Raw genomic sequence first — 16,470 nt, 5'->3', positions numbered from 1 at the left:
TCCCACCCAAAACATTCTAGAGAGGAAGCACGGCTAAAGAAGTTGCCAAAAAACGTTACCTTTTTGCTTTTTTTAATTTATTTCGCCACCGGTAGCAAGATGAATTGTGTACTTTTCAGGCGAAAAACCACTGCTGAACTGCTTATTTTTGCGACGAAATCAGTTTCTGCCGATTGACCTTTGTCAATTTCAGCAATAGTCTTTGAAAGCGCTTTCAGAAAGCGCTTTCAAAAATAAAAACAAACTGAGTTAAAGGTACTGCCAAAAAAACCGGCTGCCCCGACGCCAGTTCACCAGTTAACAGGACAAGCACAATGAATAGACGACTTCTGCGGATCACGCCGCAGCAGAGCACTGTAGCAAAAGGTGGCCTGTTCGGCGCCCTGCTCAGCACCGCGCTGCTGACCGGCTGTGGCGGTGAGACTGCCACCCAGACCGACATCGCCAAAACTGACACCAGCAAACCGGCCACCGGCTGGAACCTGGTGTGGAGCGACGAATTCGACGGTCAGAACATCGACAGCAATAAATGGAACTTTGAAGTGAACTGCAGCGGCGGCGGCAATAACGAAAAACAATGTTATACCGCCGATAAAACCAACGCCTTTCTCTCCGCCGGTATGCTGAATATTGTCGCCAAACCGGCTCCGGCCGGTGCGGAAAAGCCTTATACCTCAGCCCGCATCACCACCAAGAAAAAAGCCGACTTTAAATATGGCCGTTTTGAAATGCGCGCCAAGTTGCCATCTGGCCAGGGCGCCTGGCCGGCATTCTGGATGATGCCAACCGATTCTGTTTATGGCGACTGGCCGCGCTCCGGCGAAATCGACATCATGGAAGCGGTCAACCTGAAGGTAAAAGACGCAACCGGCAACGTCGAATCGAACGTGCACGGTACTTTGCACTATGGCAAACCGGCGCCAAATAACAGCAGCTCCGGCAAAGGTTATGCGCTGCCCGGCGGTAAAAACCCGGCTGATGATTTCCATACTTATGCCGTCGAATGGCAACAAGGTGAAATTCGCTGGTACGTCGATGATTACCTGTACGCCACGCAGCGCCAGTCTGAAGTGCGTTATAACAGCAAAGATCAGGCGGTTGGCCTGAAACACCGTGGCTGGTTTACCGAATATTATGACCAGACCAGCGGCAAGCTGAATACCTATTGGACTTCCGCGCCATTTGATCAGAAATTTTTCCTGATCCTGAACTTCGCTGTCGGCGGTAACTGGCCGGAAAACGTCAATAACAAAGGCGTAGACGCAGCTGCTTTTGCCAACGGCCAAAGTTATGTGGTGGATTATGTCCGCGCTTATCAGTGCGCAGCCAATCCGGATACCGGCAAAGGTTGTGAATCGATCCGCCCTGGTTACGACAAAACCACAGATGCTTTAGTTGAAGGTAAAGCGCCTATTCCGGTGCCGCCGTCAGATGGCGTGGCCCGCAACCTGACCATTTTTGACAATGCAGTCAATCCAAGCTGGCCAGGCTGGGACTGTTGTGGCGGCAGCACACCAACAGTGGTCAACGACAACCAGCGCGGCGGTGTGATGGAGTTTCGCGTCGGCGGCTCACCGACCGTCAATGGCTTTATCAGCCGCGCGGAATTTATCAAAGACCCGGCGGGTAGCCCTTCGCCATTTGACGCTTCGCCACTGGCCAATACCGGCACTTTAAGTTTCGCGATGAAAGCGGTGTCGCTGCCAAATAACCCGGGCGCGGTATGGAAACTCAAAGTCGAAAGTAACAACGCGGCGTCCGCAGTAGAGCTGGATTTAACCGCCTCGAACGAAGGCAAAGCCCCAGCCGCTGGTGTCTGGCAAACCTACACTTTCCCGCTGAAAAAACTCGCTGACGCGGGCCTCGATTTATCCGCCATTGACGTGGTGATGATTTTCCCGGCCTGGGGCAGCGGCGAAGGCGCGGTGTATCAGGTTGATGATGTGAAAATTGCCGGCCCGGGCAGCACAGCCCCGTCGCTGACTATTTACAAAGACAGCCAGAACCTCGACTGGCCAATGTGGGATTGTTGTGGTGGCAGCAAACCGACCGAAGAAATGGACGATACCACCCATGGCATGACCGCTGAGTTCAAAATCGGCGGCGCGCCAACGGTGATGGGTTTTATCACCCGCCCGGCCAATAACGGCGGTAACAAACCTTTTGACGCCTCCGCCATTCTGGCGAAAGGCCTGATCAAATTTGACCTGAAAGTCGTCAATGCACCAAGCGACCCGGCGGCAGTGTGGAAATTTAAAGCCGAAGCTAACAACGCCGCCACAGCAGTGGAGCTGAACTTAACCGACAGTGTTGAAGGCAAAGCACCGGTCACCGGCCAATGGCAGACTTATACATTTAAACTCAGCGACTTAGCCGCCAAAGGCTTAGATGTCAGTGCCATCGACGTGCTGATGATATTCCCGGCCTGGGGCAGCGGCAACGGCGCTGTTTACCGCGTCGATAACGTCAGCATTGCTGAACCAGCCCTGCCATCCAACAGCGGTTTAACCCTATTTGCTGACGCTGCCGCAGCCAACTGGTCGCTGTGGGATTGTTGTGGCGGTACTAAACCAACAGTGGAAGACGACGACGCCGCCCACGGCAAAACGGCCGAATACAAAATCGGTGGCGCGCCAACAGTGATGGGCATCTTCGCCGCTGACGGTACCTATTTTGATGCCAGCAATATCCTCGATACTGCCATCGTCAAATTCGACATGCGCATCGTCACCCCACCGAATGACAGCAGCGCCGAGTGGCTGTTTAAGATTGAAGCCGATGACGCTGCCACCGCCGTACAGCTGAAACTGAGCGAAAGCCTGGAAGGCAAAGCGCCGGTAATGGGCCAGTGGCAGACCTACAGCTATCGCTTAAAAGATTTGGCAGATAAAGGCCTCGACGTCAGCGCCATCGATGTCGTGATGATTTTCCCGGCCTGGGGCCAGGGCAATGGCGCCGTCTACCGGCTCGACAACGTTCAGATTAAATAAGCGTGCAAATTAAATAATGTTTCAGATCAGTTAGTTGATTAGAACCGATGATCATAAAACAGCACACAGCCACCGGCCAGCTGTCTTGTCGCCGCCGCCGGCTGTGAAAACAGGATTGAGTATGAACAACACATTTTTCAGTAAAAATAAGCTCACCAGCGCCATGCTGCTGGCATTGAGCACAGGTCTGCCGGTGTATGCAGCGCAGCAGGAACCCGCTGCAGGTAGCAGCGCAGAAGAAAAAGTCGAAGTGATTGAAATCAAAGGTATTCGCGGCAGCTTAATCCGCTCCATGGATATCAAACGCGAAGCCAACGGCGTGGTCGATGCGATTTCCGCCGAAGAGATGGGCAAATTCCCGGACACCAACCTCGCCGAATCGCTGCAACGCATCACCGGCGTGTCGGTCAGCCGTGCCAACGGCGAAGGCAGCCAAATCACCGTGCGCGGTTTTGGCCCGGATTTTAACCTGGTGACGTTAAACGGCCGGCAGATGCCGGGCACCGGTTATACCCGCTCTTACAATCTGGAAAACTTATCGTCTGAAGGCGTCAGCGCCCTGGAAGTCTACAAAACCGCCCGAGCTTCCAACCCCAGCGGCGGTTTAGGCGCGACGGTCAATATCATCACCACCCGGCCGCTGCAAAAACCTGGGTTACATGCCTCTGCGACCGCCAAAGGCATTTACGACAGCACCAATGAAATCGGCGATGACGTCACGCCTGAACTAGCGACAGTGCTGAGTTCAACCATGTTTGACGACAAAGTCGGCCTGTCGTTATCGCTGTCACATCAGGAACGTGATTTCCAGAAACAGCAGGCCAACGTGCAAGGCTGGCAGGCTAATGTGGCGCTGCCGACGCTCGATGCCAGTAAAGTCAAAGACGCCCGCCCGGTCGGCGCGGACGGTAAACCCAGCGGCAATTATTATTTTGCCAAAGACATGAACTACAGCATCGAAGATGTGCAGCGCGAACGCAGCAATGGTCAGCTGACGTTGCAAGTGCGGCCGGTGGACGCCTTCACTGCCACTATCGATTACACCGCCACCCGCGCGATCACCGGCAGCCAGAGCATCGGCTGGGGCATCTGGAACGAATTTGGCGGCAATATCAACGGCTATGAACTGGATGCCAACGGCACCGCACTGTACGCCGATATCAGCGGCAACGACGGCTCTTTCACCGCCAGCAAAGGCACTACGGAAGTCAAAGCAGCTTCAGTCGGCGTCAATTTTGACTGGCAGGTCTACGACGCCTTGCAACTGACGCTGGATTACCATGATTCCGACAACAAGGCCGATAACGGCGCCGACAAAGGCCTCGGCAGTCAGGGCCAGGTGATTTTGGGTTCTGACCAGCTGCTGCGTAAAGTCTATGACTACCGCAACGGCGAGATCCCACAGGCACAGGTGTTTTGGAAAAACGGCACCACCACACTGAGCCCTGGTGAGATTGACTCCAACTTCAGCCAGTTTATCCACTCGCCGGGCAAAGCCGAGATTCAGCAATGGCAACTCGATGGTAAATGGGATAATGATTTCTTCAGCTTCCCGCTGACTGACGTCGGTTTTGGCATCGCCCGCACCGACCAGACCATGGGCGGCCATCAGGGCTGGAGCGGCCTGCGCGGCGGTCCGGGTTTTAATCCGGCTTACCCGCAGATTTTCCCCGATGCGATGTTTATCCGCCATAGCACCAGCGACTTCCTCGACCAGTTCGCCGGCGGTGGCAATAACCTGCAACCGAATTATTACTACAGCTATGACTTTGACGAAGCCGTGGCCCGCCAGCTGGCGTTCCTGACCAAAGGTGTGATGGGCGCGGATGAATATTCGATTGACCCTTATATTGACGGCATCGACAGCGAAAGTTACGTCAACGAGGTCACCGACAGCGTCTACGTACAGGGCCGCTTTGATTTCAGCGTCAAAGATATTCCGCTGCAGCTGAATCTGGGTCTGCGCTACGAAGAAACCACAGTCGACAGCACAGTGCGTCAACGCGTGGAAACTCAGGTCAACTGGGAAAGCCCGTCCGAATGGATCACGCAATATCAACAAGGTGGCACGGCGAACTTCCTGCAACAGCAAGGCAAACACGATGTGCTGTTACCAATGTTTGACCTCAAAGCCGAGCTGCGTGAAGACTTAGTCGGTCGTTTCTCTTATGGCAAAAGCATCACCCGCGCGCCGCTTGGCATGCTGGCTGGTGGCCGCAGCTTGAGTGGCAGTCCAAAACCAGACGCCCGCAGCGGCAGTCAGGGCAATACCAATCTGTTGCCGTTTGAATCAACCAACCTCGATTTAAGCCTGGAATATTATTACGGCGAAGGCAGTTATGCCGCAGTCGGTTATTTCCGTAAAGACGTCGATAACTTTATCCAGACCACTATCACCGAAACGACCATCGAGGGTCTGCGCGACATTCTGAACGGCCCGCGCTACAAAAAAGCCGTCGCGGATATCGTCGCCCGTGGTGAACAAGCCACCAGCAGCGCGATTTATGCGCAAATGCTGGCGAATGGCAATGGCAATGCCCAGGGCAAAATTGAACCGGCCGCCGATGACCCGCTGATGGTGTGGCAAATCAGCCAGCCGGCCAATACCGACAGTAAAGCGGTGGACGGTTTTGAAGTCGCCTTCCAGCATTTACTCGGTGAAAGCGGTTTTGGTGTTGGCGCCAACGCCACTTTTGTGCAGGGCGACGTTGAGTTTGACGTGATGAGCTTAAGCCAACAAGCGCCGCTGACCGGTTTAAGTGATTCCGCCAACCTGCAGCTGTTTTATGAAAAAGACGGCCTGTCGGTCAAAGTCACGTACGCCTGGCGCGATTCTTACCTGATTGGTGTAGGTCAGGCGCAGGGTTCCAGCGACGCACCACCGCAGTTTGCGGAAACCTTCGGTCAGTGGGACTTAAGCGTCAACTACGACGTGCTGCCACAGCTGACCGTGTTCCTTGAGGGCATCAACCTGAACAACGAAACCGAACGCGGTTACGGCCGCTTCGAAGAGCAGTTCCTGTTTGCCCGCCAGTACGGCCCACGCGTCGCCCTGGGTGTGCGCTACCGGCTGGAATAAGTCTTTTGCCTGTTCGGCATACAGTCCTTGCACGGACATAAAAAACGCGGCTGATGCCGCGTTTTTTTATTGGTATTTGCCCTAGGGTCAACAGCCCTTACAGCAGCACCGACAACAAACCGGCAGCAAAAGCGACCAGCAAAATCAGCTGGCGTAACCGCCGGCCATGCAGGTACCGGCCAACATAACCGGACATGCCCCACCCCAGTAACAACGCCGGCACCGATTGCAGGAACAAGCACAAATCGGCCCAACCGGAAATACCGCCGAGCCACAGCACCACCATACCGAAGATATTGATATAAAGGAAAAATACACTGAGATTGGCATTTCTGAGCCGGGCATCGGCGTGCTGATACAACAGCCCCATCGGCGCGCCACCGGCTGATGTTGCTGTGCCCATAAACCCGGAAAAAATCCCGGCGATGAGGTTATTCCGCCCACTTAATGCGGGCCGGGCGCCGATCATTGATAACAGCACCGCAATCACAATCAAAGCGCCAAATAACTTGCGGTACTGGGCAAACACCAATACCGACATCAACAGCGCCGCCCCCAGCACCCCAATAGTGCCCCCCGCCAGCGCATAACTGGTTTGCCGCCACTGCAGATCCTGATGATTACGCAGCGACATCAGCAAGGTCAGCAACAACGCATTCAGGATCATCGGCCCAGGCACATATTGTGGCGCCAGCAAAAACAGCAAAGGCGCACTGAACAAGCCCAGACCAAAACCCAGCAAGCCCTGCAGACAAGCGCCAATCAGCAGGATCAGGTTTACCAGCAACACTTCGACCAAACAGACGGCTCCGGAAAAAAGACTGCAGCAGTGCTGCTTGTGAATTTAAATATTATAATACAAATAAAGAAATGCAAGCGAAGACATTTAGTTGCAGAGATTTAGTGGGTTGAGGTTGCAGGTCTTTTGGAAGATTTCAGTTGAAAAAGCCCGAATAGCCCGATGATGGTGGCAAAGCAAACATCACCACCACTGCGTTCGCCCGTTCGCGCCTCCCGCGCTCACTTTTGATCGCTCACTCCGTGGTTGCCGCTGTTCGCTTTGTTGGAGTTTGGCGACAGCTGGTTTGGGCGTGAAGCAGACATTTAGCCGCATGTAGGGGCGCCCCTTGTGGGTGCCCGAATTACGCGGATTGCGGGTAGGGACAAGCCCTCCCCCTACGGTTCATCAAACGCCCGTTCTTGGCACATGACAGCCTTCGCGCTCACCGCCCAGCGCATGCAAAAAAATCTCTGGCTACACCCAGCCACCATCGACTATGACACTTTGCGATGTCAGCATCCGGCTGTCGTCGGCTGCCAGAAACAGCGCCATATCGCAGATGTCGTCGGGTTGCAGTGATTGTTTGATGGCCTGATGCTGGTGAATTTCTTTGACACTGTCGGCGTCGAGCCAACGGGCCAGCTGGCGTTCGGTCATGACCCAGCCCGGGATCAGGCTGTTAACGCGGATTTGGTCGGCGCCGTATCGGCCGGCCAGCGTACGGGTTAAACCTTCAATCGCTGCTTTGGCGGTGGTATACGCCGGCATGCAGGTTTGTTTGATGCGCCAGCTGATAGACCCAAGGTTAATAATGCTGCCACCGCCGAGTTGCTGCATTTGCGGAATAACAGCCTGCGAAGCGAAGAAATAATGGCGTAAATTCACCGCAAAACGCTCATCCCAATATTCTACACTGAGCTCTTCAACCTGATGGCGGGTATCGTCGGCGGCATTGTTAATCAGCACGCTCACCAGGCCAAACTGCTGCTGCGTCTGACTGATACAGGCCTGTAACGCGGCGATATCGCGGATATCACAAGGCAAAAACAACGGCGTGGTTAAATCGGCGCTGTTGCAGCGCTGCACTAACGCCTCGGCGGCGTCGCGGGCAATATCAACAAAAGCGACCTTGGCGCCCTGCAGATAAAAGCGCTCGACCATGCGGGCGCCGATGCCGGTGCCTCCGCCGGTGATAAACACCACTTTGCCACGCAGACTGGGATATTGGGCTTTTTGATTCAGGTCCTGCTGCATCATCATTCCTGCGCCGGCGCTTAACTGCGGCGTTTGATTTCAGCTTCGATAAAGCTCATCGCTTCGTCGATAAGGTGCGTCATCAGATTTTTTGCCCGCTCCGGCTGGCGATTGCGGATAGCCAGGCAGATTTTGGCGTGATCTTCAGCCACTGCGACGTCATTGGCTTTGGCCGGCGTGGTGTGCTGAATACTGACATTCAGTGCGGTGCGGATAAAATCACGTAGCTGGAAAAAGAACCGGTTGCGGCTGGCAAATAACACGCTGGTATGAAAGGCCAGGTCGGCATCATGCATGCTGGCACTCGGGTCTGTCGCCGCGATACGCATGGCTTCGACCGCTTTTTCAATCTGATCAATATCTTCGTCGCGGGCGAATTCGGCGGCAAGCGCAGCGGCCTGTGGTTCAATCGCCAGGCGCATTTGCAGAAATTCTTTTAACACATGCAAAGACGGGCTGCTGTCGAGTAACCAGCTTAACACGCTGGTGTCGTACAGGTTCCAGTTGCTTGGTTGTTCAACACTGATGCCCTGACGTGGCCGCGATGAGATCAGGCCTTTGGCCGCCAGCATCTTCACCGCTTCGCGCACAGCAGTACGGCTGATGCCGTATTCTTCGCACAGCTGCGCTTCTGTCGGTAAACCGGATTCACAGCTGTATTCACCCGCCACTATGGCCCGGCCCAAATCGTTGGTGACCTGCTCGGATAAATTTAAATTTTCGATGATGCGAACCATGGAGGCTCCTCCAGACAAGGTTGGGTGGCGTCTGTTTGCCGTTTTGCCTGTCATATTAACATATGTTGTGACGATATCTGTCCGTCAACCAACAACTACAACCGGACGTTGCGATGTATGTCTGTGCCGAACCGGTCACAGCGTCGACACCTTTACCCACCAAATTGCCGAAAAACCAAATGAAATTCAAGCTTTAAAGCCGGTTTACCTGGTAAATCCACCCAGGTTCCAGCCTGAGGTTCACTGCGGTTTCTCCAACGCTTTCCATTCTTAATTTTGTATTATAATATGCTTTAAGAATAATCATTGCTGGTGCTGGTCGGTGTGTTGCGCTGCCGCCCGAAAACTGGCTTCACAATAAGGACAGAGGGCATGTTAGAACTAAGTACACTGGACTGGCTGGTGCTGGCCGGTTTTGCACTGCTGATGGTTGGGGTCGTCGTCGCCTCGATGCGGCAAAAAGAAGAGGACACCACCGATTATTTTCTGGCCGGCCGCAATGCCGGCTGGCTGGTGATTGGCGCGTCGATTTTCGCCTCCAATATCGGCTCAGAACATCTGGTCGGTTTATCCGGCTCCGGCGCTGAATCAGGTATGGCGCTGGCGCACTGGGAATTACAGTCCTGGATCATCTTATTACTCGGCTGGATCTTTGTGCCTTTTTACTGGAGCAGCAAGGTCTACACCATGCCGGAATTTCTCGAGCGGCGCTTTAACCCGCAGTCGCGTAGTTTTTTGTCGGTAATTTCGCTGGTCAGTTATGTGCTGACCAAAGTTGCGGTCACTGTTTACGCCGGCGGCGTCGCTTTTAAAACGATTCTCGGCATAGAAAGCATCTGGGGCATCGACTTTTTCTGGATCTCCGCCGTTGGCCTGGTGGTGCTGACCGGTATTTATACGGTGCTGGGCGGCATGAAAGCCATTATGTGGACGTCTGTCATTCAGACGCCGGTGCTGATTATCGGCTCTGTGGTGATTTTGGTGGTTGGCCTGGATCAGGTCGGCGGCTGGGCCGAGATGGAGCGCTTAAACGGCGAGAATATGCACTTAATGCGCGCCGCCAGCGACGCCAACTTCCCCTGGCCTGGCATTGTGTTTGGCTCTTTTATTATCGGTTTTTGGTACTGGTGTACCGATCAATATATTGTGCAGCGGGTGTTGTCGGCCAAAGGCATTCAGGCGGCGCGACGCGGTGCGATTTTTGCTGGTTACCTGAAACTGCTGCCGGTATTTATTTTTCTGGTGCCAGGCCTGATTGCGCATGCACTGCAGGCCAAAGGCATCATTTCTTTTGACAGTGCCGACCAGGCCTTTCCGACGCTAGTGGCCGAATTATTGCCGTCCGGCGTCAAAGGTATTGTGATTGGTGGTTTGGTTGCAGCGCTGATGAGTTCGCTGGCGTCGTTGTTTAACTCGTCTGCCACCTTGTTCACCATCGACTTTTATAAAAAGTACAAACCAGAATCTTCTGAACAGCAGCTGTTAAAAGTGGGTCGTATCGCCACTGTCGTAGTAGTGGTGCTGGGGATTTTATGGATCCCGGTGATGAGCCTGATTGCCGACGTGTTGTATGAATATCTGCAAAGTGTGCAGTCATTAATAGCACCGGGCATTGCAGCGGTATTTTTACTCGGTATTTGCAGCAAACACATCACGCCAACGGCCGGTTATGTCGGGCTGGTGGCGGGTTTTATTCTCGGTATGTTCCGGCTGGTGTTATTGCCGTTTCGCGATGCCATTCATGGCACATCAATCGCCTGGGTCGTCGAGATGAACTGGCTGTATTACTGCGTATTGTTATTTGTGCTGGTGTGCCTGATTGTGATTGGCCTGAGTTTTGTCACTAAAGCACCAAGCGAAGACAATGTCCGTGGCCTGACCTTTTCTACCTTGGGCAAAGACACCCTGCAGGATGTGCTTAAAGGGCTGGATAAGTGGGATTATATTCACACTGCGATCATTCTGGGGATCACTGCTTTTATCTACTGGCGCTTCTGGTAAGTCGCCTTCCGCCGCCAAAGCCAGCGCTGCTGGCTTTTGTTTTTTCTGTGCAATGTGCGTTGTTAATCCGCCTGCTCAGGCGCAAACAGCGGAAAGCCATTGGCGTCCCATTGCAGCAACCGCAGCCGGGTATGGCGGTTTGGATCGGTCAGCGGCGTGCCCTGCAAATCCCGGTAATCACGGCTGTGATACACCATCAGATCAGTTTTGCCATCTTCTGCCAACACAAAACTGTTGTGACCGGGGCCAAAGCGTTTCAGTGCGGCGTTGGTGGCAAACACCGGTTCCGGTTTTTTTTGCCAACTCTGCGGCTTCAATAAATCGGCATTAGCGTCGGCCCACAGCAAGCCCATCGCATAACGATGGTCAGTGGCGCTGGCTGAATATGTGACAAAAACCCGGCCGTTTCTGACCAGTACGGCTGGGCCTTCATTGACTTTGTAACCCTGAATTTCCCAGGGCAAGGTCGGTTCACTGAGTTTGACTGGCGTGCCTTTAATCCGGGTCGGGCCGTCCATTTCAGCGAGCCATAACGCCGAGTTATACGTCTGCGCCACATCCTGCTGTGCCCACAGCAGATACTGTTTGCCGCGATGACTAAAAGTGGTGGCATCCAGTGCAAAGGTGTCGAGATGAGTTTTTAGCTCCCCCTCCTCGTGCCAGCGGCCTTGTTTCGGGTCGGCAGATGGGTTGGACAACAGGTACATCCGGATCTGAAAAGGCGCATCAGTGCGGCTGGCAGCAAAATACAGATACCAGATATTGTTGATACGATGCAGCTCTGGCGCCCAGATATTGGCGCTCATAGGCCCACTGGCTTTTTTCTGCCACACCTGCACGGCTTTGGCGGTTTTTAAGCCGGCTAAAGTGCAGCTGGAGCGAATTTCCAGCGCGGAAAAATCCGGTACTGTCGCAGTAAAATGGTAACAGCCGCTCGTGGCGTCGCGCTGGATAAAAGGGTCGGCCCGTTGCAGCAGCAGCGGATTTTGCGGCAAAGTAACAGCGCCGGCCGCTGGTAACGCGAGCAGACATGCCAAAGTCAACACAGTAAAACGCATCGGTGGAACTCCTGTGGTCGTTGCTCTTGTGAGCAGCAGATCTATTCTGTACTATTAATATTGTATTACTTATTGACAAGAAGCAATCTGGCAGGAGCAGCAAAATGCAATTCCGGGCGACCCCAACACTGAAAAGAGCACTGAAGAGAGCACTGAAGGCCGGACTGAACACGACACTGGCGACAACATTGACCGCTATCGGGCTGCTGTCCGCCAGTGCGCTGGCACAAGCCAAACAACTGGAAGTGCACGACCCGGTGCTGGCCAAAGCCGGTGGCAAGTATTATGTGTTCAGCACTGGGCCCGGCATCACCATCTATCAATCCGGAGATCTGCACAACTGGCAACCGGCCGGCCGGGTCTTTGCCACGGAGCCAACCTGGGCCAAGAGCATAGCGCCGACTTTTGACGGTCATTTGTGGGCGCCGGATATTTTTGAGAAAGACGGTACTTTTTATCTGTATTATTCAGTGTCGGCCTTTGGCAAAAACACTTCGGCCATTGGCGTCGCCACTAATAAAACGCTGGACCCGACCGCGAAAAACTACCAATGGCAGGACCAGGGCATAGTGCTGCAATCGGTGCCTGAGCGCGACCACTGGAATGCGATTGACCCGGCGATTATCCGCGATGAACAAGGCGATCACTGGATGAGTTTTGGCTCTTTTTGGGAAGGGCTGAAACTGGTCAAACTGGACAACAGCCTGACCCGCCTCGCCGAGCCGCAGCAGTGGCACAGTATCGCCAAACGGCCACGCAACCCGGCGCTGCCAGACGGTGAACCAGGCGATGGCGCTATTGAAGCGCCTTATATCTTCCACAAAAACGGTTTTTATTATCTGTTTGTGTCCTTTGACAAATGTTGTCGCGGCAAAGACAGCGATTACAAAATTATGGTCGGACGCAGCAAAAGCGTGACCGGGCCTTACGTCGACAAGGCCGGCAAACCGATGCTGCAAGGTGGTGGCACCTTAGTGCTGCAAGGTGATAAAGATTGGGTGGCGCTGGGTCATAACGCGGCGTACAGCATTGACGGCAAAGACTATCTGGTGTTTCACGCCTATGAGACCGCCGACAAGGCACTGCAAAAACTCAAAGTGCTGCCAATCCAATGGCAGGATGGCTGGCCTGTGGTTGAACAACAAGCGCTGAATCAATACCGCACAAGCCTGCTGACAAAGTGATGGCAAAAGTGATCGCCAAAGCATCCGTCACGCCGCAGGTCAGGTATGCACTCACACTCAAGCTGAGTGCCTTTACCTGCGCTTCCGGCTGATGTGATGTATCAGTAACTGACAATGACCCGCACGGTATCGCGGTAAGTACCGGCTACTGGCGTCAGTTGCTGACTCTGCAGTCGTAGTCGCGGTTCAATTAGTTCCACAGCGCCGAGACCGGTTTTCTGCAACCGGCTGCTGTCAAGCAGCAGGGTACTACCGTCAGGCTGCCACAGGTCGTACTGCAGGTAATGGTTACTGCCGTTAAATAAACGTCTGCTGTTGCCGGTAAAATAATTGCCGTTATCGATATGCAGCTGATAACTCTCACTAAGGGTACAGTCCACCTGCAATTGCAGCCGGAAATCAGTCGGCTGGCTGAGTGTTGTGACCGTGCCGAAATGATGGGCAGCCGGGACGTTCAGCGCACAGCTGCGCTCTACCTTCAGGCTCAGTTGTAAATTTACGCTGCTGTTTAAATCTTCATAACCAATGCAAACCATCGCGACCGCTACCCGGCAATAACGCCCGGTAAAGAGCAACGTCAGCTGATCGGTGTAAGTACCGGCCGCCACATTGGCCGGCAGTGTGCGGGCGTACAGCGGGACCTGGACATCCTGACCTCCAATAATATTCAGCAAAGTGAAACTGAGATTATTGTATCCCTGACCAACGGCCGACAGCACCACCGTAAAATTGGCATGGCTCGACAACTGATACGGGATATAAAAACTGCCGCTGCGTAGCCTGAAAGCATTGGTGCTTGCCGTGACCTGATAGTGGTAAACATCGCCGCTGATCAGCGCCACATTCAGGATCCGGCTACAGTCGATCAGCACACTGGAATTGCCAGCCTGCTGGCTGCTGCGTACCAACGGCGACGGCTGAGCGCCAAAGTTGATAGTCTGCGGCGTCAGAGCATTACAAAATGCCAGTGCCGCACCACTGCAACACCAGCAGTACAGCAATAGCAGCAGGCGGCCCATCTTATTCAGCTCCGGCGCTAACATATCTGCACTGCAGCGGCACAAAAATCCAGGGGTTAATATCAACCGGCAAAGTCAGCACACAGCCGGGCTGATCCGACACGGCGTGCTCTGCAGCCCCGGCATCTGTGCCCCCGGCAGCCGGCACTCTCAGCCGCAATGGCTGGCCAGCCCAGATGGCCGGCAGCTGCACTTCCCCATCCCAGCCCACGGTGGCGACCACTGCATCAGTGTCGCGCCCGGCAGCCCATGCCAGCAGCTGGCTACCCAGCGGGGCATAGTGACCAGAAGGCAGCCGGACTTTCAATAACAATAAAGCCTGCTGTTTGATCTCAAATCCTATATTGATACCGGTGATCCCGGCCGGGATCACTTCCTGCTGATATTGGCGCACCTGACTGTCGAGCGGCAGTTGCAACGGGTCTATGCTGATCAGGTTCGGCAGGTTGGCCAGCAAATGGGGCACCAAAGCTTTACCCCGCGCGTTGCTGGTAGCGACATAACGGTGGCTGTTGTAGATATCAATCCCGGCCAGCCCCTGAGTATCCACCACGGCAAACGCCTGGCTGACAGGCTCGGTCAGAAACCACTCACCGGACGCCGCAACCAGGCTGCCCCGGCTGCCACCGGACCAGCGATTCTGCCCGGCCTGATGGCTGAAACTCAGATAACTGTCGCTATAGGCATTGCGATAGTTGCCGTAAAACTGACTGCTTTGCTGCGTCGCCGCCCGACTCTGCTGTGCCGCCCAACTCCAGCCGTGCAGGTCGACACGGGACTGATGCAAACTCAGCGATTGCTGCTGGGGTTGGTCTTTACCACCACTGGCAAACACAGCACCGCGCAGCTGTTGATCAAACTGATAACTGACCGACAGCGATACCCGCAGAGCCTGCTGACCGGTGTGGTAGTTCAACGCCAGAAACCCGGACCAGCGGCTGTCACTGGCCAGGCTGTAACTCAGATTGACGTAACGCTCTGACGGCTCCCGGCCATATTGCTGTTGCAGCACATTCAGCGCCGCACTGCCATCTCCGGTATGCCAGCTGATGCCAAGCTGACTCTGGCGGCGGGCCAGCAGCTGCGCGCCGTAATAACTGGCGAGGTCGGCAAAACCGCTGTCACGTTGTAAATGGCTGGCATTGATTTGCCAGTCCGCGGCCAGATAACTGTAACTCAAACGCCACTGTGTGCCCTGCCCGGCTGCGCTGCTGTGACTGACACTGGCGCCGAGTACACCGGCAAGCCCGAGCTGTTGCTGCACCTCAGCGCTCAGACCAAATAAGCGGTCAAAATGTTCAGCGCTGAAGCCAAGGGTACGGTCCGGTTGCTGGCCATACCGATAGGCGCCAACCCACGCCGGTTTGCCGGCATAATTGCTGTTGGCCTGGCCGTAACCCAGCCGTGGCAGACCCAGGCTGATGGCGTAGTCACTGAGTCCTGGCGCCAACAGCGTATCTGCCACATAAAAGGCCTGCTCCACCTGCTGCGCACGGCCAAACAAGTCAGTACTGACAAAAGTCGCGACCCCGGCACCGTTGACCATCGGCTGGCTTTCGATAAAAACCGGACCGGGCGGCAGGTCAGCGCTGAAGGTTTTGATCCCCTGAATAAACAAGTCGGTACTGGAGGGCAGCGCCAGCTGATGGCTCAGTTCCGGTAACGGGTAAGTAATAAGGTCAGGCCTTAAGCTGAAATTTCGTCGCCACTGGACACCGGCCAGCCGGTATGCCTGGCCACTATTGCTGGCCGGCGTGATCAGATCGCCCAGCTGCAAACTATGCAGCCCGTTGTAGTCCTGCCAGTTCAGTGTGGTGTCGAGCCGCACCACCCCGCTGTGTTGCTGTTGATGCAGCAGCACCTGCTGGTGGCGAAACTGTAGCTGTTGATGACTCAGATTCAGATCCAGACTGGCGCCAAGCAATGGCTGTTGCCGGGTACTGTGTTCGGCCACCAGATCATAATTGAGGATCATCGCGTTGCCATAGTTCAGCTTTGTGGCCTCTGGCACAGATTGGTGGCGGATCCGGGTCGGCGGCAGCCAATGCTCGGGCAACCGGATCCGCAGTTGCTGGCTGGCTATCTGATAATCTATCTGCTGCAACGGCAAACTCCGGCTGTCGGTCCATTCCTGTTCGGGCAACTGCAGCGCTGGCAGTAGACGACTTAACGGCGCGGTTTGCAGCATAAATCCTCCGGCGTGCGTTTTGACCAACAGAGTCTGGCCAGTGTGCCAGTCATTGATCAACAGATTCAGATACAGCAGCGGCGCCGGTTCGTCGGCTGCCCTAGCAGCCAGACTCAGACAGAGTCCGACCGAGCACAACAACTGACGTGCGCTGCGATCCATCCGCGGCATCACTAGGC

At 54.7% G+C, this 16,470-nt stretch carries 10 protein-coding genes; 4 read left to right on the top strand and 6 right to left on the bottom strand.

The window, feature by feature from the left end; all coding sequences use genetic code 11:
* The first annotated feature begins 314 nt into the window (after positions 1 to 314).
* On the top strand, positions 315 to 2,990 hold the full coding sequence (locus ABNT34_RS17120; RefSeq protein ID WP_348733795.1) for a family 16 glycosylhydrolase: 2,676 nt from the start codon (positions 315 to 317) through the stop codon (positions 2,988 to 2,990).
* Positions 2,991 to 3,111: 121 nt separating this feature from the next.
* Positions 3,112 to 6,069, top strand: coding sequence for a TonB-dependent receptor (locus tag ABNT34_RS17115; RefSeq protein ID WP_348733793.1), 2,958 nt, complete (start codon positions 3,112 to 3,114; stop codon positions 6,067 to 6,069).
* Between the two features lie 97 nt (positions 6,070 to 6,166).
* Here the strand turns inward: ABNT34_RS17115 and ABNT34_RS17110 are convergent, their stop codons facing one another.
* The 3 genes from ABNT34_RS17110 to ABNT34_RS17100 all read right to left on the bottom strand — a co-directional run bounded on the left by ABNT34_RS17110 (position 6,167) and on the right by ABNT34_RS17100 (position 8,841).
* Entirely contained in the window at positions 6,167 to 6,859 is a 693-nt protein-coding gene (locus ABNT34_RS17110; RefSeq protein ID WP_348734281.1) for a sulfite exporter TauE/SafE family protein, read from the bottom strand.
* 465 nt (positions 6,860 to 7,324) lie between these two features.
* Entirely contained in the window at positions 7,325 to 8,110 is a 786-nt protein-coding gene (locus tag ABNT34_RS17105) for an SDR family oxidoreductase (protein ID WP_348733791.1), read from the bottom strand.
* 14 nt (positions 8,111 to 8,124) lie between these two features.
* Positions 8,125 to 8,841 carry a FadR/GntR family transcriptional regulator gene (locus tag ABNT34_RS17100; RefSeq protein WP_031569029.1) on the bottom strand — a complete coding sequence of 239 codons (717 nt, stop codon included), beginning with the start codon at positions 8,839 to 8,841 and terminating at the stop codon, positions 8,125 to 8,127.
* Between the two features lie 372 nt (positions 8,842 to 9,213).
* Here ABNT34_RS17100 and ABNT34_RS17095 point away from each other — a divergent pair, with 372 nt between their 5' ends.
* Positions 9,214 to 10,842 carry a sodium:solute symporter gene (locus ABNT34_RS17095; protein WP_348733789.1) on the top strand — a complete coding sequence of 543 codons (1,629 nt, stop codon included), beginning with the start codon at positions 9,214 to 9,216 and terminating at the stop codon, positions 10,840 to 10,842.
* A 62-nt stretch (positions 10,843 to 10,904) separates the two neighbouring features.
* On the opposite strand, the gene ABNT34_RS17090 is transcribed toward ABNT34_RS17095, so the two are convergent.
* Complete coding sequence (locus ABNT34_RS17090; RefSeq protein WP_348733788.1) at positions 10,905 to 11,900, bottom strand: family 43 glycosylhydrolase; 996 nt, start codon at positions 11,898 to 11,900, stop codon at positions 10,905 to 10,907.
* 104 nt (positions 11,901 to 12,004) lie between these two features.
* Between ABNT34_RS17090 and ABNT34_RS17085 the strand changes: the two genes are divergently transcribed.
* Positions 12,005 to 13,084, top strand: coding sequence for an arabinan endo-1,5-alpha-L-arabinosidase (locus ABNT34_RS17085; RefSeq protein WP_348733786.1), 1,080 nt, complete (start codon positions 12,005 to 12,007; stop codon positions 13,082 to 13,084).
* A gap of 101 nt (positions 13,085 to 13,185) precedes the next feature.
* Here ABNT34_RS17085 and ABNT34_RS17080 read toward each other — a convergent pair whose 3' ends face one another.
* Together ABNT34_RS17080 and ABNT34_RS17075 are read right to left on the bottom strand one after the other, a co-directional pair.
* Positions 13,186 to 14,103 carry a spore coat protein U domain-containing protein gene (locus ABNT34_RS17080; protein WP_348733785.1) on the bottom strand — a complete coding sequence of 306 codons (918 nt, stop codon included), beginning with the start codon at positions 14,101 to 14,103 and terminating at the stop codon, positions 13,186 to 13,188.
* A 1-nt stretch (position 14,104) separates the two neighbouring features.
* Positions 14,105 to 16,453, bottom strand: coding sequence for a fimbria/pilus outer membrane usher protein (locus ABNT34_RS17075; protein WP_348733784.1), 2,349 nt, complete (start codon positions 16,451 to 16,453; stop codon positions 14,105 to 14,107).
* Positions 16,454 to 16,470: the final 17 nt, after the last annotated feature.

This window comes from Rheinheimera texasensis, from assembly GCF_964031785.1.
Lineage (GTDB): Bacteria > Pseudomonadota > Gammaproteobacteria > Enterobacterales > Alteromonadaceae > Pararheinheimera > Pararheinheimera texasensis_A.
Note: the sequence above shows the minus strand (reverse complement) of the source record. Positions and strands in the feature narration are given on the sequence as shown.

Coding starts and splice junctions, on each gene's coding strand:
- ABNT34_RS17120 (WP_348733795.1), top strand. CDS start 315: ATGAATAGACGACTTCTGCGGATCACGCCGCAGCAGAGCACTGTAGCA.
- ABNT34_RS17115 (WP_348733793.1), top strand. CDS start 3,112: ATGAACAACACATTTTTCAGTAAAAATAAGCTCACCAGCGCCATGCTG.
- ABNT34_RS17105 (WP_348733791.1), bottom strand. CDS start 8,110: ATGATGATGCAGCAGGACCTGAATCAAAAAGCCCAATATCCCAGTCTG.
- ABNT34_RS17100 (WP_031569029.1), bottom strand. CDS start 8,841: ATGGTTCGCATCATCGAAAATTTAAATTTATCCGAGCAGGTCACCAAC.
- ABNT34_RS17095 (WP_348733789.1), top strand. CDS start 9,214: ATGTTAGAACTAAGTACACTGGACTGGCTGGTGCTGGCCGGTTTTGCA.
- ABNT34_RS17090 (WP_348733788.1), bottom strand. CDS start 11,900: ATGCGTTTTACTGTGTTGACTTTGGCATGTCTGCTCGCGTTACCAGCG.
- ABNT34_RS17085 (WP_348733786.1), top strand. CDS start 12,005: ATGCAATTCCGGGCGACCCCAACACTGAAAAGAGCACTGAAGAGAGCA.
- ABNT34_RS17080 (WP_348733785.1), bottom strand. CDS start 14,103: ATGGGCCGCCTGCTGCTATTGCTGTACTGCTGGTGTTGCAGTGGTGCG.
- ABNT34_RS17075 (WP_348733784.1), bottom strand. CDS start 16,453: ATGGATCGCAGCGCACGTCAGTTGTTGTGCTCGGTCGGACTCTGTCTG.